Origin of the sequence: Citrobacter sp. CK188 (assembly GCF_030333525.1) — a bacterium.
GTDB lineage: Bacteria > Pseudomonadota > Gammaproteobacteria > Enterobacterales > Enterobacteriaceae > Citrobacter_B > Citrobacter_B koseri.
Map to the genome: position 1 here is coordinate 18,810 of NZ_JAOWFU010000033.1, position 18,997 is coordinate 37,806.

The 18,997-nt window shown below is 54.9% G+C and carries 14 protein-coding genes and 1 pseudogene; 13 read left to right on the forward strand and 2 right to left on the reverse strand.

Annotated elements, in window-relative coordinates; genetic code table 11:
• Position 1: 1 nt before the first annotated feature.
• The 6 genes from msbA (at position 2) to OGV67_RS11660 (ending at position 6,025) form a co-directional block, all read left to right on the forward strand.
• Positions 2-1,750, forward strand: coding sequence for a lipid A ABC transporter ATP-binding protein/permease MsbA (gene msbA / locus OGV67_RS11635; RefSeq protein ID WP_012133012.1), 1,749 nt, complete (start codon positions 2-4; stop codon positions 1,748-1,750).
• A complete protein-coding gene (gene lpxK / locus OGV67_RS11640) occupies positions 1,747-2,724 on the forward strand; it encodes a tetraacyldisaccharide 4'-kinase (protein WP_012133011.1) in 978 nt (325 codons plus the stop codon). Before msbA ends, lpxK begins: the two co-directional genes overlap by 4 nt.
• 43 nt (positions 2,725-2,767) lie before the next feature.
• The gene (locus OGV67_RS11645) at positions 2,768-4,000 is read left to right on the forward strand and encodes a winged helix-turn-helix domain-containing protein (RefSeq protein WP_115614893.1); all 1,233 of its coding nucleotides are present in this window, start codon (positions 2,768-2,770) and stop codon (positions 3,998-4,000) included.
• 51 nt (positions 4,001-4,051) lie between these two features.
• Positions 4,052-4,234 (forward strand): protein YcaR, encoded by a 183-nt coding sequence (ycaR, locus tag OGV67_RS11650; RefSeq protein WP_012133009.1) that lies wholly within the window; start codon positions 4,052-4,054, stop codon positions 4,232-4,234.
• A complete protein-coding gene (gene kdsB, locus OGV67_RS11655) occupies positions 4,231-4,977 on the forward strand; it encodes a 3-deoxy-manno-octulosonate cytidylyltransferase (RefSeq protein ID WP_012133008.1) in 747 nt (248 codons plus the stop codon). The genes ycaR and kdsB overlap by 4 nt, the downstream gene beginning before the upstream one ends.
• Positions 4,978-5,131: 154 nt before the next feature.
• Complete coding sequence (locus OGV67_RS11660) at positions 5,132-6,025, forward strand: YcbJ family phosphotransferase (protein ID WP_012133006.1); 894 nt, start codon at positions 5,132-5,134, stop codon at positions 6,023-6,025.
• Here the strand turns inward: OGV67_RS11660 and elyC are convergent.
• Entirely contained in the window at positions 6,002-6,781 is a 780-nt protein-coding gene (gene elyC, locus OGV67_RS11665; protein ID WP_286465566.1) for an envelope biogenesis factor ElyC, read from the reverse strand. The genes OGV67_RS11660 and elyC overlap by 24 nt on opposite strands.
• Before the next feature lie 135 nt (positions 6,782-6,916).
• Between elyC and cmoM the strand changes: the two genes are divergently transcribed.
• The 7 genes and pseudogenes from cmoM to OGV67_RS11700 all read left to right on the forward strand — a co-directional run bounded on the left by cmoM (position 6,917) and on the right by OGV67_RS11700 (position 17,715).
• Complete coding sequence (gene cmoM, locus OGV67_RS11670) at positions 6,917-7,696, forward strand: tRNA uridine 5-oxyacetic acid(34) methyltransferase CmoM (RefSeq protein ID WP_115614891.1); 780 nt, start codon at positions 6,917-6,919, stop codon at positions 7,694-7,696.
• Positions 7,697-7,699: 3 nt separating this feature from the next.
• Positions 7,700-9,022, forward strand: a complete 1,323-nt coding sequence (gene mukF / locus OGV67_RS11675; RefSeq protein WP_012133002.1) for a chromosome partition protein MukF — start codon at positions 7,700-7,702, stop codon at positions 9,020-9,022.
• Complete coding sequence (gene mukE / locus OGV67_RS11680; protein ID WP_115614890.1) at positions 9,003-9,707, forward strand: chromosome partition protein MukE; 705 nt, start codon at positions 9,003-9,005, stop codon at positions 9,705-9,707. The genes mukF and mukE overlap by 20 nt, the downstream gene beginning before the upstream one ends.
• Complete coding sequence (gene mukB / locus OGV67_RS11685; RefSeq protein WP_115614889.1) at positions 9,707-14,176, forward strand: chromosome partition protein MukB; 4,470 nt, start codon at positions 9,707-9,709, stop codon at positions 14,174-14,176. Before mukE ends, mukB begins: the two co-directional genes overlap by 1 nt.
• 272 nt (positions 14,177-14,448) lie before the next feature.
• Positions 14,449-16,310: pseudogene (gene ldtD, locus OGV67_RS11690) on the forward strand (L,D-transpeptidase).
• Between the two features lie 180 nt (positions 16,311-16,490).
• Positions 16,491-17,039 (forward strand): peptidoglycan L,D-endopeptidase MepK, encoded by a 549-nt coding sequence (mepK, locus tag OGV67_RS11695; protein WP_012132998.1) that lies wholly within the window; start codon positions 16,491-16,493, stop codon positions 17,037-17,039.
• Positions 17,040-17,067: 28 nt separating this feature from the next.
• On the forward strand, positions 17,068-17,715 hold the full coding sequence (locus OGV67_RS11700; RefSeq protein WP_012132997.1) for an MBL fold metallo-hydrolase: 648 nt from the start codon (positions 17,068-17,070) through the stop codon (positions 17,713-17,715).
• 72 nt (positions 17,716-17,787) lie between these two features.
• Here OGV67_RS11700 and aspC read toward each other — a convergent pair whose 3' ends face one another.
• Positions 17,788-18,978 carry an aspartate transaminase gene (gene aspC / locus OGV67_RS11705; RefSeq protein WP_047457753.1) on the reverse strand — a complete coding sequence of 397 codons (1,191 nt, stop codon included), beginning with the start codon at positions 18,976-18,978 and terminating at the stop codon, positions 17,788-17,790.
• Between the last annotated feature and the right edge of the window lie 19 nt (positions 18,979-18,997).

Below are 18,997 nucleotides of genomic sequence, written 5' to 3' on the forward strand. Positions count from 1 at the left end.
AATGCATAACGATAAAGATCTCTCTACGTGGCAGACGTTCCGCCGACTGTGGCCTACCATTGCGCCTTTCAAAACTGGGCTGATCGTGGCGGGTGTCGCGTTGATCCTCAATGCGGCCAGCGATGCTTTTATGTTATCGCTCCTCAAACCATTGCTGGACGATGGTTTTGGTAAAACAGATCGATCGGTGCTGCTTTGGATGCCGCTGGTGGTTATTGGCCTGATGATATTACGTGGTATCACCAGCTATATTTCCAGCTATTGTATTTCATGGGTATCGGGCAAAGTGGTGATGACCATGCGCCGTCGTCTGTTTGGTCATATGATGGGGATGCCTGTTGCATTCTTTGATAAACAATCAACGGGGACACTGCTTTCTCGTATTACCTATGACTCAGAACAGGTTGCGTCATCGTCTTCCGGGGCGTTGATTACGGTCGTGCGTGAAGGTGCATCGATCATCGCTTTGTTTATCATGATGTTCTATAACAGCTGGCAACTGTCGATCATTCTGGTCATTTTGGCGCCTGTTGTGTCTATTGCGATTCGCGTGGTATCGAAGCGTTTCCGTAGCATCAGTAAAAACATGCAAAACACGATGGGGCAGGTGACCACCAGTGCAGAGCAGATGCTGAAAGGCCACAAAGAAGTGCTTATCTTTGGCGGTCAGGAAGTTGAAACGAAGCGTTTTGACAAAGTCAGCAATAAAATGCGTCTGCAAGGGATGAAAATGGTGTCTGCATCATCCATCTCTGATCCGATCATTCAGCTGATCGCGTCTCTGGCGCTGGCCTTTGTTCTCTATGCGGCTAGCTTCCCGAGCGTAATGGACAGCCTGACTGCGGGTACGATTACCGTCGTATTCTCATCAATGATTGCCCTGATGCGTCCTCTGAAATCGCTGACCAACGTCAATGCGCAGTTCCAGCGTGGTATGGCGGCATGCCAGACGCTGTTTGCTATTCTGGATAGCGAGCAAGAGAAAGACGAAGGCAAACGCGTAATTGAACGTTCGACGGGCGATCTGGAATTCCGCAATGTGACCTTTACCTATCCGGGGCGTGAAACGCCTGCGCTGCGCAATATCAATCTGCATATTCCGGCGGGTAAGACGGTTGCACTGGTCGGGCGTTCCGGTTCAGGTAAATCAACCATTGCCAGTCTGATCACGCGCTTCTACGACATCAATGAAGGGAATATCCTGATGGATGGACACGATCTGCGTGAATATACCCTGTCTTCATTGCGTAATCAGGTCGCGCTGGTTTCGCAGAATGTGCACCTGTTTAACGATACGGTTGCGAACAACATCGCCTATGCGCGTACTGAAGAGTACAGCCGCGAGCAAATTGAAGAAGCGGCGCGTATGGCGTATGCCATGGACTTTATCAGCAAGATGGATGACGGTCTGGATACGGTTATCGGCGAGAACGGCGTACTGCTTTCTGGTGGCCAGCGTCAGCGTATCGCGATTGCCCGTGCGTTGCTGCGTGACAGCCCAATCCTGATTCTGGATGAAGCCACCTCTGCGCTGGACACCGAATCCGAACGCGCGATTCAGTCCGCACTGGATGAGTTGCAGAAAAACCGTACTTCGCTGGTTATCGCGCACCGCCTCTCAACGATTGAACAAGCTGATGAAATTGTCGTGGTGGAAGACGGGATTATTGTTGAGCGTGGAACCCATCGCGAATTGCTGGAGCAGCGCGGTGTGTATTCGCAACTGCATAAAATGCAATTTGGCCAATGATCGCCCGCATCTGGTCTGGTGAATCGCCCCTGTGGCGTCTTTTGCTCCCACTCTCCTGGCTGTATGGCCTGGTGAGTGGGGGGATTCGCTTGTGCTACCGGCTGGGAATTAAACGCGCCTGGCGTGCGCCGGTGCCGGTCGTTGTCGTCGGGAACCTTACGGCGGGGGGCAACGGAAAAACGCCGGTCGTTATCTGGCTGGTCGAGCAACTGCAACAGCGCGGCATTCGCGTTGGGGTTGTTTCGCGGGGGTATGGCGGTAAAGCGGCGTCTTATCCGCTGTTGCTTACTCCACAAACGTCCTCTGCGGAAGCGGGCGATGAGCCGGTACTGATCTATCAACGAACCGGCGCACCTGTTGCTGTCTCGCCGGTTCGCTCAGACGCAGTAAAAGCGATTCTCGCGCGTCACGATGTACAAATTATCGTGACGGATGACGGGCTACAGCATTATCGTCTGGCGCGAGATATTGAAATCGTTGTCATCGACGGCGTGCGTCGGTTTGGCAATGGCTGGTGGTTGCCCGCAGGGCCGATGCGTGAGCGCGCCAGCCGGCTTAAATCGGTAGATGCGGTGATCGTCAACGGCGGCGTTGCCAGACCAGGAGAAATTCCGATGCAGCTGGCGCCAGGGCTGGCGGTCAATTTATGCACCGGTGAGCGCCGTCATGTCGCGGAGTTAAGCAACATTGTCGCGATGGCGGGGATTGGCCATCCTCCACGTTTCTTTGCTACGCTCGAAGCGTGTGGGGCGTCGCTACAGAAATGCGTTCCGTTGGCCGATCATCAGTCTCTCGCCTTTAACGATGTGAAGGCGTTAGTAACCGACGGGCAAACGCTGGTCATGACGGAAAAAGATGCCGTTAAATGCCGGGGATTTGCCGAGGACAACTGGTGGTATTTACCTGTAGACGCGCGTTTGTCGGGTGAACAACCTGACGCACTGCTTGAACAACTCATCTCGCTGGCTCGCTAGCACAAATTGATGTGGCGGCAGCGAACGATTCCCGGAGTTATACATGTCGTTGCCGCATCTCTCTCTTACGGATGTTCGTCATCTCCATCTTGCTGCGCAAGGTTTGCTGAAAAAGCCCCGCCGTCAGGCATTGCCTGCGGATATTCTCGCAACGATTTCGCGCATGTCTTTATTGCAAATCGATACGATCAACGTTGTGGCGCGCAGCCCCTATCTGGTGCTGTTTAGCCGTCTGGGCCACTACCCGCAACAGTGGCTGGACGACTCGTTGTCGCGTGGCGAACTCATGGAATACTGGGCGCATGAGGCCTGTTTCTTACCGCGTAGCGACTTTACGCTAATTCGTCACCGTATGCTGGCGCCTGAGAAGATGGGCTGGAAGTACAAAGCATCGTGGATGCAGGAACATGCCGATGAGATCGCGCAGTTGATCCAGCATATTCACCATAACGGCCCTGTGCGCTCAGCGGATTTTGCGCATCCGCGCAAAGGCGCCAGTGGATGGTGGGAATGGAAGCCGCATAAGCGCCATCTTGAAGGATTGTTCACTGCCGGGAAAGTCATGGTTGTAGAACGGCGCAACTTTCAGCGCGTGTATGACCTGACGCAACGCGTGATGCCGCACTGGGACGATAAACGCGATTTACTGTCGCAGGCAGAAGCAGAAATCGCCATGCTGGATAATAGCGCGCGCAGTCTGGGGATTTTTCGCGAGCAGTGGCTGGCGGATTACTATCGCCTGCGGCGACCTGAAGTGAAAACGTGGCGTGATATCCGCGTTGAACAGGGGCAACTGGTTCCCGTTCAGGCCGACAGGCTGGGGGCAATGTGGCTACACGCCGATCTGTTGCCGCTACTGGAGCAGGCGCTGAACAATAAGCTCACCGCTACGCATAGCGCGGTTTTATCCCCTTTTGATCCCGTCGTCTGGGACCGGAAACGGGCAGAGCAGTTGTTCGATTTTAGCTACCGCCTGGAGTGCTATACCCCGGCGCCTAAACGCCAGTACGGCTATTTTGTTTTGCCGCTGCTGCATCGGGGGCAGTTGGTTGGGCGTATGGATGCCAAAATGCATCGCAAAACGGGCGTGCTGGAAGTCATCTCGCTCTGGTTGCAGGAGGGGGTTAAACCGGGCCCGACGCTGCAAAAAGGGTTGTTACAGGCGATTAATGCGTTTGCTCGCTGGCAACAGGCCAGCCGCGTCACGCTAGGGAACTGCCCATCCGGCTTGTTTGCAGAAAATCGTCATGGCTGGGAAATAGACGCGGTCTCATAAACGATTATGTTAATATTGATGGATTCACAATCCGGTCCATCTGGAGGAACTATGGATCATCGTCTACTTGAAATCATTGCCTGCCCGGTATGCAACGGCAAACTCTGGTATAACCAGGAAAAACAAGAACTGATTTGCAAACTGGATAACCTGGCTTTCCCATTGCGCGATGGCATTCCGGTATTGCTGGAAACGGAAGCGCGTTCCATTACTGCTGATGAGAGTAAATCATGAGTTTTGTGGTCATTATTCCCGCTCGTTTTTCGTCCACGCGTCTGCCCGGTAAGCCTTTACTGGATATCAACGGCAAACCGATGATCGTGCATGTTCTGGAACGCGCGCGCGAATCTGGCGCTGAACGCATTATTGTCGCGACGGATCATGAAGATGTCGCTCGCGCGGTAGAAGCGGCGGGTGGGGAAGTCTGCATGACGCGCGCTGACCATCAGTCCGGGACGGAGCGTCTGGCGGAAGTCGTTGAAAAATGCGGTTTTAGCGACGATACCGTTATTGTGAACGTGCAGGGCGATGAACCGATGATCCCGGCGGTGATTATTCGTCAGGTGGCGGAAAACCTGGCGCAGCGCCAGGTTGGTATGGCGACGCTGGCGGCGCCGATTCACGGTGCTGAAGAAGCCTTTAATCCTAATGCAGTGAAAGTTGTGCTGGACGCTGAAGGCTATGCGCTTTATTTCTCGCGTGCGACGATCCCCTGGGATCGCGATCGTTTTGCGAAAAGCCTTGAGACCGTGGGCGACACGTTCCTGCGCCATCTGGGAATTTACGGCTATCGCGCCGGGTTTATTCGCCGCTACGTGAACTGGCAGCCCAGCCCGCTTGAGCATATTGAGATGCTGGAGCAGCTTCGTGTGCTGTGGTATGGCGAAAAAATCCATGTTGCCGTCGCCAAAGAAGTCCCGGGAACGGGCGTTGATACAGCCGAAGATCTTGAGCGCGTTCGCGCCGAAATGCGCTGATATCCGCTATCGCACTCCTCTCACAAATGGGAGGAGTGTCGTATCGTTACGATTTTCCCTTCATTTTTCTTTTCATCAATTGATCTCATCCGGGTGACATCTGTCCATACGGCGCTCATTATAAAAGCAGTGGCGTTTATGAGGGCAATCTGAAATGGAACAGCTGCGAGCCGAACTGAGTCATCTGCTGGGCGAAAAACTCAGCCGTATAGAGTGCGTGAGTGAAAAGGCGGATACGGCCTTGTGGTCGCTGTACGACAGTCAGGGAAACCCGATGCCGCTAATGGCGAGAAGTTTTACGACCCCTGGCGTGGCGCAGCAACTGGCATGGAAAACGACCATGCTGGCGCGTAGCGGCACGGTACGCATGCCGGTTGTCTATGGCGTGATGACGCATGAGGAACACCCCGGGCCTGATGTCCTGCTGCTGGAGCGTCTGCGTGGCGTCTCTGTGGAAGCGCCCGCCCGCACGCCTGAGCGCTGGGAGCAGTTGAAGGATCAGATTGTAGAAGGGTTGTTAGCCTGGCATCGACAGGACAGCCGGGGTTGCGTGGGCGCGGTGGATCATACGCAGGAAAATATCTGGCCGTCCTGGTATCGCCAGCGTGTTGAAGTGCTATGGACGACGTTAAACCAGTTCAACAACACCGGGTTAACCATGCAGGATAAACGCATTCTGTTTCGTACCCGGGAGTGCCTGCCTGCGCTGTTTGAAGGATTTAATGATAATTGCGTGCTCATCCACGGCAATTTTAGCCTGCGCAGTATGCTGAAAGATGCCCGCAGCGATCAGCTTCTGGCGATGGTGGGGCCTGGCGTTATGCTGTGGGCGCCACGAGAGTATGAACTGTTCCGGCTGATGGACAATGCGCTGGCGGAAGGGCTGCTCTGGCATTATCTGCAACACGCGCCAGTGGCGGAATCGTTCATCTGGCGGCGCTGGCTTTATGTGTTATGGGACGAAGTCGCGCAGCTGGTCAATACCGGGCGTTTTAGCCGCTCCAACTTTGACCTCGCAACAAAATCACTGCTGCCCTGGCTCGCCTGACGCGCCTTTCAGCCACTGCCAGATGCGCCCCAGCGTTTCATAACCGGCGCGATCGCTATGCATCAACCATACCGGGGAGGGAATTGCTCGCTCCCACGGATTTAACGGTGAATCTATCGCCAGTTGATTGGCGGGTGCAGGCAGCGGATGTAACCCAACATGCTGGAAGAAGATCATGGCGCGCGGTAAGTGGGAGGCGGAAGTGACCAGCAGGAAAGGGGCATCGCCGATGGCCTGTTTCACCGCTTCCGCCTCTTCTTCGGTATCTTTTGGCTGATCCAGCGTAATGATGTCGCTGCGTGGCACACCCAGCGATTGTGCCACTCTTGCGCCCGCTTCTGCCGTACTCACGCGATTGGTTTTTGCCGCCGCGCCCGTAAAGATCAGTTTCGATCCCGGATTGGCCAGCCAGAGGCGTACGCCTTCGTTCAGACGTGGGAGGCTGTTATTGATCAGATTTGAACTGGGCGCCCACTGGGGGTTCCAGGTGTAGCCGCCGCCCAGCACCACGATATAGTCTACTTTTTGCGTTCCCTGCCAGGTGGGGTAACTGTTTTCAATCGGTTTGAGTAAACGGTCAGCAACAGGTTGCAGGCTTAACAGAAATATTGCCAGCCATCCCAGGCTGATAAACGCCTTCCCGGTTTTCTGAAAGCGGCTAAACCATACCAGCGCCAGCCCCACGCCCATGATGAGCAGCATAAAGGGAAGCGGCAGCAACAGACCGCCAGTCACTTTCTTCAGAGTAAAAAGCATCCTTTTTGGTTCCTTTTTTGACCATACAGCAGGGGATCAGCAGGGATATTACACCAGACAGGTTAAATATCGCCGCGACTATGACAAAATAGCTTCTTTTTAAAAGCACACCTGAGCCAGCTTGTGGAGAGTCCGATGCGGGACCGCAATTTTGATGACATTGCTGAAAAGTTTTCCCGTAACATCTACGGAACCACTAAAGGACAGCTGCGACAGGCGATTCTGTGGCAGGATCTTGATCAGTTGCTGGCGGAATTCGGCGAGCGAAAACTGCACATCCTGGATGCTGGCGGCGGAGAGGGGCAAACGGCCATCAAAATGGCGGAGCGTGGGCATCAGGTTACATTGTGCGATCTGTCCGGCGAGATGATCGCGCGTGCGCAGCAGGCGGCAGAAGCAAAAGGTGTGAGCGGAAACATGCATTTTATACAATGCGCCGTTCAGGATGTCGCTTCGCATTTGGAAACCTCCGCTGATCTGATATTGTTTCATGCTGTGCTGGAGTGGGTGGCGGAACCGGTCGGCGTGTTAGAGACGCTTTGGTCAGTTTTGCGCCCCGGCGGAGCACTGTCGTTAATGTTCTACAATGCTAACGGCCTGTTGATGCATAACATGGTGGCAGGGAACTTTGACTATGTGCAGGTGGGGATGCCAAAACGCAAAAAGCGTACGCTTTCGCCAGACTATCCACGTAAACCCGAGCAGGTTTATCAGTGGCTGGAAGATATTGGCTGGCAGATTACCGGTAAGACCGGCGTACGCGTATTTCATGATTATCTGCGTGAGAAGCATCAACAGCGTGACTGCTATGAGATGTTAGTTGAATTAGAAACGCGTTATTGCCGCCAGGAGCCGTATATTAGCCTTGGCCGCTACATTCATGTCACCGCGCGCAAACCGCAGATGCAAGGATAACTTATGAGTGAATTTTCCCAGACAGTCCCCGAACTGGTTGCCTGGGCCAGAAAAAATGACTTTTCCATCTCTCTGCCGGTAGACCGACTTTCGTTCCTGCTGGCGGTAGCCACGCTGAACGGCGAGCGCCTGGACGGGGAGATGAGTGAAGGCGAACTGGTGGATGCGTTCCGCCATGTCAGTGATGCGTTTGAGCAAACCAGCGAAACCATCGGCGTGCGCGCCAACAACGCGATCAACGATATGGTACGTCAACGTCTGCTGAACCGCTTTACCAGCGAGCAAGCGGAAGGCAACGCCATTTATCGCCTGACGCCGCTCGGGATTGGCATTACCGATTACTACATCCGCCAGCGTGAGTTTTCCACGTTGCGCCTTTCCATGCAGCTATCCATTGTCGCGGGTGAACTGAAGCGGGCGGCGGATGCGGCAGATGAGGGCGGCGACGAGTTTCACTGGCATCGCAACGTTTATGCGCCGCTGAAATATTCGGTCGCGGAAATTTTCGACAGCATCGACCTGACCCAGCGCATCATGGATGAGCAGCAGCAGCAGGTAAAAGACGACATTGCGCAGTTGCTGAACAAAGACTGGCGCGCGGCGATTTCGAGTTGCGAACTGCTGCTTTCTGAAACATCCGGCACGCTGCGTGAGTTACAGGATACGCTCGAAGCGGCTGGCGATAAATTGCAGGCCAATCTGTTACGCATCCAGGACGCCACGATGGCGCATGACGACCTGCATTTTGTGGATCGTCTGGTGTTCGATCTGCAAAGCAAACTCGACCGCATTATTAGCTGGGGTCAGCAATCCATCGACCTGTGGATTGGCTATGACCGACACGTACACAAATTTATCCGTACTGCGATTGATATGGATAAAAACCGCGTCTTTGCCCAGCGACTGCGCCAGTCCATCCAGGGCTATTTTGATGAGCCGTGGGCGCTGACCTATGCCAACGCCGATCGTCTGCTGGATATGCGCGATGAAGAGATGGCGCTGCGCGATGAAGAGGTGACCGGCGAACTGCCGCCGGACCTGGAATATGAAGAATTTAACGAGATCCGCGAACAACTGGCGGCGATCATCGAAGAACAGTTGGCTATCTATAAATCCAGACAAGCCCCACTGGATCTCGGCCTGGTAGTGCGCGAATATCTGGCGCAATACCCACGAGCGCGTCACTTCGACGTGGCGCGTATTGTTATCGATCAGGCGGTACGTCTTGGCGTAGCGCAAGCAGACTTCACCGGACTGCCAGCCAAATGGCAGCCGATTAATGATTACGGAGCCAAGGTACAGGCGCATGTCATTGACAAATATTGAACAAGTGATGCCGGTTAAGCTGGCGCAGGCGCTGGCAAACCCGTTATTTCCGGCGCTGGATAGCGCATTACGCTCCGGCAGACATATCGGTCTGGATGAGCTGGATAATCATGCCTTCCTGATGGATTTCCAGGAGTATCTGGAAGAGTTTTACAGTCGCTATAACGTCGAACTGATTCGCGCGCCGGAGGGTTTTTTCTACCTGCGCCCGCGTTCCACGACGATTATCCCGCGCTCCGTCTTGTCTGAACTGGACATGATGGTGGGTAAAATCCTCTGTTACCTCTATCTCAGCCCGGAGCGGTTGGCAAATGAGGGGATTTTTACCCAGCAGGAACTGTACGATGAGCTGCTCGCCCTGACAGAGGAAGCCAAATTGCTGAAACTGGTCAACAACCGCTCAACGGGGTCTGACGTGGATCGTCAGAAACTACAGGAGAAGGTGCGCTCGTCGTTAAACCGTCTGCGTCGCTTAGGGATGGTGTGGTTTATGGGCCATGACAGCAGCAAATTCCGTATCACGGAATCGGTGTTCCGCTTTGGCGCGGATGTGCGTACCGGTGACGATCCGCGTGAAGCGCAGCGTCGCTTAATCCGCGATGGGGAAGCCATGCCGGTTGAAAATCACCTGCAACTCAACGATGAGACCGAAGAGAATCAGCCGGACAGTGGAGAGGAAGAATAATGATTGAACGCGGTAAATTTCGCTCACTAACGCTGATTAACTGGAACGGCTTTTTTGCCCGCACCTTTGACCTCGATGAGCTGGTCACCACGCTGTCCGGCGGGAACGGCGCCGGTAAATCCACCACGATGGCGGCGTTCGTCACGGCGCTGATCCCGGACTTAACCTTACTGCATTTCCGTAACACCACGGAAGCCGGGGCCACCAGCGGATCGCGCGATAAAGGCCTGCACGGTAAGCTGAAAGCGGGCGTCTGTTATTCCATGCTCGACGTCCTCAATTCCCGCCATCAGCGTGTTGTGGTGGGCGTACGTTTGCAGCAGGTCGCCGGACGCGATCGCAAAGTTGATATCAAACCGTTTGCCATTCAGGGCTTGCCGATGTCGGTGCAGCCGACGCAGCTGGTGACGGAAACGCTGAACGAGCGCCAGGCGCGCGTGTTGACCCTCGCGGAGCTGAAAGAGAAGCTCGATGCGATGGAAGGCGTGCAGTTTAAGCAGTTTAACTCGATCACCGATTATCACTCACTGATGTTCGATCTGGGCATCATTGCCCGCCGTCTGCGTTCTGCGTCCGATCGCAGCAAGTTCTATCGTCTGATTGAAGCCTCGCTGTACGGCGGGATCTCCAGCGCGATTACCCGTTCCCTGCGTGACTACCTGCTGCCGGAAAATAGCGGCGTGCGTAAAGCGTTCCAGGATATGGAAGCCGCGCTGCGTGAAAACCGTATGACGCTGGAAGCGATCCGCGTAACCCAGTCGGATCGTGACCTGTTCAAGCATTTGATTAGCGAAGCCACTAACTACGTGGCGGCGGACTACATGCGCCACGCCAACGAACGCCGGGTTCATCTGGATAAAGCGCTGGAGTTTCGTCGCGAGCTGTACACATCGCGTAAGCAACTGGCGGCGGAACAGTACAAACACGTCGACATGGCGCGTGAACTGGGCGAGCACAACGGTGCGGAAGGGGATCTGGAAGCGGATTACCAGGCCGCCAGCGACCACCTGAACCTGGTGCAGACCGCGCTGCGCCAGCAGGAGAAGATCGAGCGCTATGAAGCGGATCTCGATGAGCTGCAAATTCGTCTCGAAGAGCAAAATGAAGTGGTGGCTGAAGCCGCCGACATGCAGGAAGAGAACGAAGCCCGTGCGGAAGCCGCCGAGCTGGAAGTGGATGAACTGAAAAGCCAACTGGCGGACTATCAGCAGGCGCTGGATGTGCAGCAGACGCGCGCGATTCAGTACAACCAGGCGATCCAGGCGCTCGACCGCGCCAAAGCGCTTTGTCATCTGCCTGACCTGACGGCGGACAGCGCCGCAGAATGGCTGGAAACGTTCCAGGCGAAAGAGCAGGAAGCAACGGAAAAACTGCTTTCGCTGGAACAGAAAATGAGCGTGGCGCAAACCGCGCACAGTCAGTTTGAACAGGCATATCAGCTGGTGGCCGCCATTAATGGCCCGCTGGCGCGTAATGAAGCCTGGAGCGTGGCGCGCGACCTGCTGCGCGAAGGCGTGGAACAGCGTCACCTGGCGGAGCAGGTTCAGCCGCTGCGTATGCGTCTGAGTGAACTGGAACAGCGCTTGCGCGAACAGCAGGAAGCTGAACGCCTGCTGGCGGAATTCTGTAAACGTCAGGGCAAACATTTCGACATTGATGAGCTGGAAGCGCTGCACCAGGAGCTGGAAGCCCGCATCGCCGCCCTGTCGGATAGCGTTTCTAACGCCCATGAACAGCGTATGACGCTGCGTCAGGAGCAGGAGCAACTCCAGTCCCGCATTCAGCACTTAATGCAGCGCGCCCCGATCTGGCTGGCGGCGCAAAACAGTCTGAATCAGCTGTGCGAACAGAGCGGCGAAGAGTTTACCTCCAGCCAGGATGTAACCGAGTATCTGCAACAGTTGCTGGAGCGCGAGCGTGAAGCGATTGTAGAGCGTGACGAAGTTGGCGCGCGTAAGAACGCGGTTGACGAAGAGATTGAACGTTTAAGCCAGCCGGGTGGCTCGGAAGACTCGCGTCTGAACGCGCTGGCGGAGCGTTTTGGCGGCGTGTTGCTGTCGGAAATCTATGATGACGTCAGCTTCGAAGACGCGCCGTACTTCTCCGCGCTGTACGGCCCGTCCCGTCATGCTATCGTGGTGCCGGATCTGTCGCTGATCGCCGAACAGCTTGAAGGGCTGACGGATTGCCCGGAAGATCTCTATTTCATCGAAGGGGACCCGCAGTCGTTCGATGACAGCGTCTTCAGCGTTGATGAGCTGGAAAACGCGGTGGTGGTGAAAACCGCCGAGCGTCAGTGGCGTTATTCCCGTTTCCCGACGGTGCCGATCTTTGGTCGCGCCGCGCGTGAAAACCGTATTGAAAGTCTGCATGCTGAGCGCGAAGGGCTGTCTGAACGCTTTGCGACGTTGTCCTTCGACGTGCAGAAAACTCAGCGTCTGCATCAGGCGTTCAGTCGTTTTATCGGCAGCCATCTGGCGGTCGCGTTTGAGGCCGACCCGGAAGCGGAAATTCGCCAATTGAATGGCCGTCGCGTTGAACTGGAACGCGCGCTGGCTACGCATGAAAACGACAACCAGCAGCAGCGTATTCAGTTTGAACAGGCGAAAGAGGGCGTCTCCGCTCTGAACCGCTTACTGCCGCGCCTGAACCTGCTGACGGACGACACGCTGGCTGACCGCGTGGATGAAATTCAGGAACGTCTGGATGATGCGCAGGAAGCGGCGCGTTTTATACAGCAACACGGTAATCAGTTAGCCAAACTGGAGCCGATCGTCTCGGTTCTGCAAAACGATCCCGAACAGTTTGAGCAACTGAAAGAAGATTACGCATACTCCCAGCAAACGCAGCGGGATGCGCGTCAGCAGGCTTTTGCGCTGACGGAGGTCGTACAGCGTCGGGCGCACTTCAGCTATTCCGACTCGGCCGAAATGCTGAGCGGCAACAGCGATCTGAACGAAAAACTGCGCCAGCGTCTGGAACAGGCGGAAGCCGAGCGTACCCGTGCCCGTGAAGCGTTACGCGGTCATGCCGCGCAACTCAGCCAGTACAATCAGGTTCTGGCCTCACTGAAAAGCTCGTATGACACCAAGAAAGAGCTGCTGGGCGACCTGCAACGTGAATTACAGGATATCGGCGTGCGCGCCGACAGCGGTTCGGAAGAGCGCGCGCGTATCCGCCGTGACGAACTGCATACGCAACTGAGCAATAACCGCTCACGTCGTAACCAGCTGGAAAAAGCGCTGACCTTCTGTGAAGCGGAGATGGATAACCTGACCCGCAGACTGCGCAAACTGGAACGCGATTATCATGAAATGCGCGAGCAGGTAGTCACCGCGAAAGCCGGGTGGTGCGCGGTGATGCGGATGGTGAAAGATAACGGGGTAGAGCGCCGTCTGCATCGTCGTGAGTTGGCTTATCTGTCGGCAGATGAACTTCGCTCCATGTCGGATAAGGCGTTGGGTGCGTTGCGTCTGGCGGTGGCGGATAACGAACACCTGCGTGATGTATTACGTATGTCGGAAGATCCAAAACGACCGGAACGTAAGATCCAGTTCTTCGTGGCGGTTTACCAGCATCTGCGGGAGCGTATTCGCCAGGATATCATCCGTACCGATGACCCGGTTGAGGCCATCGAACAGATGGAAATTGAGTTGAGTCGCCTGACGGAAGAGTTGACCTCCCGCGAACAGAAGCTGGCGATCAGCTCGCGCAGCGTGGCGAACATTATTCGTAAGACGATTCAGCGCGAACAAAACCGTATTCGTATGCTGAACCAGGGGCTGCAAAACGTCTCGTTCGGTCAGGTGAACAGCGTGCGTCTCAACGTTAACGTGCGGGAAACACATGCGACCTTGCTGGATGTTCTTTCCGAACAGCATGAGCAGCATCAGGATCTGTTTAACAGCAACCGCCTGACCTTCTCTGAAGCGCTGGCGAAGCTGTATCAGCGCCTGAATCCGCAGATTGATATGGGGCAGCGTACGCCGCAGACCATTGGCGAGGAGCTGCTGGATTACCGTAACTATCTGGAGATGGAAGTCGAGGTCAACCGTGGTTCAGACGGCTGGCTGCGTGCGGAGTCCGGCGCGCTGTCTACCGGTGAAGCGATTGGTACCGGGATGTCCATTCTGGTGATGGTAGTACAAAGCTGGGAAGACGAAGGCCGCCGTTTGCGCGGAAAAGATATCTCCCCATGCCGCCTGCTGTTCCTTGATGAGGCTGCGCGTCTGGATGCGCGTTCCATCGCGACGCTGTTCGAACTGTGCGAACGTCTGCAAATGCAGCTTATCATCGCAGCGCCGGAAAACATCAGCCCTGAGAAAGGCACCACCTATAAGCTGGTGCGTAAGGTTTTCCACAATACCGAACACGTTCATGTGGTCGGACTGCGTGGCTTCGCCCCACAACTGCCGGAGACGCTACCTGGCACCGGCACCGAAGATGCTTCGTCGCAGGCCGCCGGGTAAGTAAGATGAAGACGGCCTTCGCGCCGTCTTTTTTCATCATAAAATCGATAAACAGAAGTCTGAAAAGCACCTTACACCAGGTGCTTTTTCTTTAAACTTCTTTACATTAGGTTAGGCAAAACCTTTTTGATGTTTATATACTGAAGGTAAGCCTGACGAGTAAGCAGGCTTGCTCGTCATACTTCAGAAGGTATTGGCGTTTTCAGGTTTTTACCCAATGTGAGCGGGCAACCTGGCTATTCAAAGTATGATAAAGAAACAGGGGGCAAGGGATGTTGCTTAACAAAATTTGTAGTCGTCGGCTGTCGGCAATCAGTTTATGCCTGGCCGTAACATTTGCTCCACTGTTCAGTGTGCAGGCCGATGAGCCTGAAATGATTCCTGGCGACAGCTCAGCGACCGTCAGCGAACAGCCACCGCGTTGTCACAGCCGCAAGCGCAATCGCCTGCGACAGCGGTAATGGCGGGGATTCAGCCGCTGCCGGAGGGGATCTCTGCGGAGAAAGCCCGGGCTGAATTACAATCGCAACTTCCTTCTGGTTATACGCCGGTTTATCTGAATCAACTGGAACTGCTGTATGCCGCCCGCGATATGCAACCAATGTGGGAAAATCGCGATGCGGTGAAAGCGTTTCAGCAGCAGTTGGCGGAAGTGGCCATCGCCGGGTTCCAGCCGCAATTCACCACCTGGGTCGCGCTGCTGACCGACCCGTCAGTCACCGGTCTGGCGCGAGATGCTGTTTTATCCGACGCCATGATGGGCTATCTCCATTTCATCGCCAATATTCCCGTAAAAGGGACGCGCTGGCTGTACAGCGACAAACCTTATGCGCTGGCAACACCGCCGCTTTCGGTGATCAACCAGTGGCAGGTTGCGCTGGACAACGGTCAACTGACGACGTTTGTCGCCAGCCTTGCGCCACAGCATCCGCAATACGCTGCGCTGCATGATTCACTGAAAAAGCTGGTTAGCGACGCTCGCCCCTGGCCGCAGTTGACCAGTACCGCGACGTTGCGTCCTGGTCAGTGGAGCAATGATGTGCCTGCGCTGCGTGAGATTTTACAGCGTACCGGTATGCTGGAAGGCGGGCCTAAGATAGCGCTCCCGGGGGATGACGTGGCGGCTGATGTGGTTGTCAGCCCTTCCGCCGTCGCGGTGGAGCCTGCTGCCGTGAAACCTGTTGTCCGGCAATCCACTCAGCGCAGCCAACCCGCTCCGGCAGTCCGTGCGGCTTATGATCGTGAGCTTGTTGATGCGGTGAAACGTTTTCAGACCTGGCAAGGGCTGGGGGCGGATGGCGCTGTTGGCCCGGCGACGCGCGAATGGCTGAATGTGACGCCTGCGCAACGTGCAGGGGTGCTGGCGCTGAATATTCAGCGTTTGCGTTTACTGCCAGGAGAATTATCAACGGGCATTATGGTCAATATTCCGGCCTATTCGCTGGTTTATTACCAGAACGGCAACCAGGTGTTGGCTTCCCGGGTGATTGTTGGCCGCCCCGATCGGAAAACGCCAATGATGAGCAGCGCGCTTAATAACGTGGTGGTGAATCCGCCCTGGAATGTGCCGCCAACGCTGGCCCGAAAAGATATTCTGCCCAAAGTCTGGAATGATCCGGGGTATCTGGAACGCCACGGTTATACCGTTATGCGCGGCTGGAACAGCAAAGAGACGATTAACCCGTGGCAGGTGGACTGGTCGACCATTACGCCATCGAACTTGCCGTTCCGCTTCCAGCAGGCGCCGGGCGCGCACAACTCGCTGGGGCGTTACAAATTTAATATGCCAAGTTCAGACGCGATTTATCTGCACGATACGCCGAATCACAATCTGTTCCAGAAAGATACGCGAGCGCTCAGCTCCGGCTGCGTGCGTGTGAATAAGGCCTCTGAGCTGGCAAATATGCTGCTTCAGGATGCAGGCTGGAACGATACGCGGATTTCGGATGCGCTGAAGCAAGGTGATACCCGGTACGTCAACATCCGCCAGAATATTCCGGTGAATCTGTATTACCTGACGGCGTTTGTGGGAGCAGACGGACGCACTCAGTATCGTACAGATATTTACAATTATGATCTGACTGCGCGATCCAGCGCACAAATTGTGTCAAAAGCAGAACAATTAATCAGGTAAATGAAGAAGTTCTGATAAATCTGTTGTCGTAATATTGGTCATCGGCAGGGCTGATTCGCTGCAAGCCCCGCCGTTGCTGGGGATGGGCCACCTTGACGTCGGCTTTTTTGCCAGTTAAGGTGCCCCTCGTGCGCCAGAAGTGCATATTAACGAAAACATTTACCTGTAGACCTGATTATCATGGACAAATTTGACGCTAATCGCCGCAAGTTGCTGGCGTTTGGTGGCGTTGCTCTCGGCGCCGCCATCTTGCCTACGCCAGCATTTGCCACACTCTCCACCCCACGTCCGCGTATTTTGACACTGAACAACCTCCATACCGGAGAGTCAATTAAAGCGGAGTTTTTCGACGGAAGAGCCTATATTCAGGATGAATTAGCAAAACTAAACCATTTTTTCCGTGATTTTCGCGCGAATAAAGTGAAAGCCATCGACCCAGGATTGTTCGACCAGCTCTTCCGCCTGCAAGGCCTTTTAGGCACCCGTAAGCCCGTACAGCTCATCTCGGGTTACCGCTCACTGGATACCAATAACGAACTGCGTGCGCACAGTCGTGGAGTGGCGAAAAAAAGCTACCACACGAAAGGGCAGGCGATGGATTTCCATATTGAAGGCGTTTCGTTAAGTAATATTCGCAAAGCTGCGTTATCTATGCGCGCAGGTGGTGTAGGATACTACCCACGCAGTAACTTTGTGCATATTGACACCGGGCCGGCACGGCACTGGTGATCCGCAGACTTAACGAAACAGGAGCAGTATGAACTATCGTATTATTCCGGTCACCGCATTCTCCCAGAACTGTTCATTGATCTGGTGTGAGCAAACCCGTCTGGCCGCGCTGGTCGATCCCGGCGGCGACGCACAGACCATCAAACAGGAAGTGGACGCCAGCGGCGTGACGTTGATGCAGATCCTGCTTACGCACGGTCATCTCGATCATGTTGGCGCGGCGGCGGAACTGGCGAAGCATTATGGCGTGCCAGTGATCGGCCCGGAAAAAGAAGATGAGTTCTGGCTACAGGGTTTACCGGCGCAAAGTCGCATGTTTGGTCTGGAAGAGTGTCAGCCGCTGACGCCTGACCGTTGGCTGAATGAGGGAGATCGTATTAGCGTAGGGAATGTGACTTTACAGGTGTTGCATTGTCCTGGGCATACGCCGGGCCATATCGTCTTCTTTGATGAGTCTTCACGGCTACTGATTTCCGGTGACGTGATCTTCAAAGGCGGCGTTGGGCGCAGCGATTTCCCGCGTGGCGATCACGCTCAGCTGATTGATTCGATCAAGCGTAAATTATTGCCGTTGGGCGATGATGTGACGTTTATTTCGGGTCATGGGCCGATGTCGACGCTTGGCCATGAGCGGCTGCATAACCCGTTCCTGCAAGATGAAATGCCGGTCTGGTAAATTCTGTCCGGTCTGCAATGGGAAACCACTGTAGGCCGGGTAAGCGCCAGGCACTACCTGGCGCTATGATACTTACAGTACGGCGACAATGGCTTCGCACAGCGGAGCCATGTTATCCGGCGTCATTCCAGCCACGTTGACGCGACCAGAAGCCACCGCATATACGCCAAACTCTTCACGCAGACGCAGTACCTGCTCTTTCGTCAGGCCGCTGAATGAGAACATGCCATTCTGTTTGGTGATAAAGCTGAAATCGCGATCTGCGCCTTTTTCCTGCAACGTATTGACGAACAACAGACGCATGCGCTGAATACGCTGGCGCATATCGGTCAGTTCCTGTTCCCAGATAGCACGCAGGGCATCGTTGCTCAGGATAGTCGCTACAACGGATGCGCCGTGTGCCGGCGGGTTAGAGTAGTTGGCGCGAATGGCGGATTTCATCTGGCTGAATGCGCGGTCAACGGTTTCTGCATCTGCGGCAACCAGCGTACAGGCACCGACACGCTCGTTATACAGGCCAAAGTTTTTAGAGTAGGAACTGGCGACGATCAGCTCTTTATGCAACGCTGCGAACGCACGCAGACCTTCCGCGTCCTCTTCCAGACCGCGAGCAAAACCCTGATAGGCGAAGTCAAACAGCGGCAGCCAGCCTTTTTCGACAGAAAGCTGAGCCAGCGTTTGCCACTGTTCCAGCGTCGGATCGATACCGGTTGGGTTATGGCAGCAGCCATGGAACAGAACGACGTCACCAGCCTGCGCGTTATTGAGGCTTGCCAGCAAGGCATCGAAATCAAGCGCGTGGTTTTCTGCATCGTAATAAGCGTATTCGCACACTTCCAGACCGGCGGAATTAAACACGCCCTTATGGTTTGGCCAGCTTGGATTACTTACCCACACGCGTTTTACCGCCGTATTTTTTGCCAGAAAGTCCGCGGCAACACGGAGCGCGCCAGTACCGCCTGGCGTTTGCGCGGTGCGAGCGCGTTTGTCATTGATCAGCGCGCTACCTTTGCCAAACAGTAATTCCTGCGTGCAACGGCCGAATTCTGGAATACCATCAATACCGAGATAGTTTTTGGTGGTTTCATTTTCCAGTAAATACTGCTCGGCTTTTTTAACGCTGGTTAACACCGGCGTTTTGCCTGTCTCATCTTTATAAACGCCGATACCAAGGTTAATTTTTCCGGGACGGTCATCGACACGAAACAGATCGGCCAGGCCCAGAATAGGGTCGGCAGGGGCGGCGGTAATGTTCTCAAACATGACGAGGTTCCATTGTGGT

What these genes read in the sequence shown, in the direction of transcription:
- msbA (WP_012133012.1), top strand. Translation starts at nt 2, where the DNA reads ATGCATAACGATAAAGATCTCTCTACGTGGCAGACGTTCCGCCGACTG.
- lpxK (WP_012133011.1), top strand. Translation starts at nt 1,747, where the DNA reads ATGATCGCCCGCATCTGGTCTGGTGAATCGCCCCTGTGGCGTCTTTTG.
- mepK (WP_012132998.1), top strand. Translation starts at nt 16,491, where the DNA reads ATGGACAAATTTGACGCTAATCGCCGCAAGTTGCTGGCGTTTGGTGGC.
- elyC (WP_286465566.1), bottom strand. Translation starts at nt 6,781, where the DNA reads ATGCTTTTTACTCTGAAGAAAGTGACTGGCGGTCTGTTGCTGCCGCTT.
- mukE (WP_115614890.1), top strand. Translation starts at nt 9,003, where the DNA reads ATGTCATTGACAAATATTGAACAAGTGATGCCGGTTAAGCTGGCGCAG.
- aspC (WP_047457753.1), bottom strand. Translation starts at nt 18,978, where the DNA reads ATGTTTGAGAACATTACCGCCGCCCCTGCCGACCCTATTCTGGGCCTG.
- ycaR (WP_012133009.1), top strand. Translation starts at nt 4,052, where the DNA reads ATGGATCATCGTCTACTTGAAATCATTGCCTGCCCGGTATGCAACGGC.
- OGV67_RS11645 (WP_115614893.1), top strand. Translation starts at nt 2,768, where the DNA reads ATGTCGTTGCCGCATCTCTCTCTTACGGATGTTCGTCATCTCCATCTT.
- OGV67_RS11660 (WP_012133006.1), top strand. Translation starts at nt 5,132, where the DNA reads ATGGAACAGCTGCGAGCCGAACTGAGTCATCTGCTGGGCGAAAAACTC.
- mukB (WP_115614889.1), top strand. Translation starts at nt 9,707, where the DNA reads ATGATTGAACGCGGTAAATTTCGCTCACTAACGCTGATTAACTGGAAC.
- OGV67_RS11700 (WP_012132997.1), top strand. Translation starts at nt 17,068, where the DNA reads ATGAACTATCGTATTATTCCGGTCACCGCATTCTCCCAGAACTGTTCA.
- kdsB (WP_012133008.1), top strand. Translation starts at nt 4,231, where the DNA reads ATGAGTTTTGTGGTCATTATTCCCGCTCGTTTTTCGTCCACGCGTCTG.
- cmoM (WP_115614891.1), top strand. Translation starts at nt 6,917, where the DNA reads ATGCGGGACCGCAATTTTGATGACATTGCTGAAAAGTTTTCCCGTAAC.
- mukF (WP_012133002.1), top strand. Translation starts at nt 7,700, where the DNA reads ATGAGTGAATTTTCCCAGACAGTCCCCGAACTGGTTGCCTGGGCCAGA.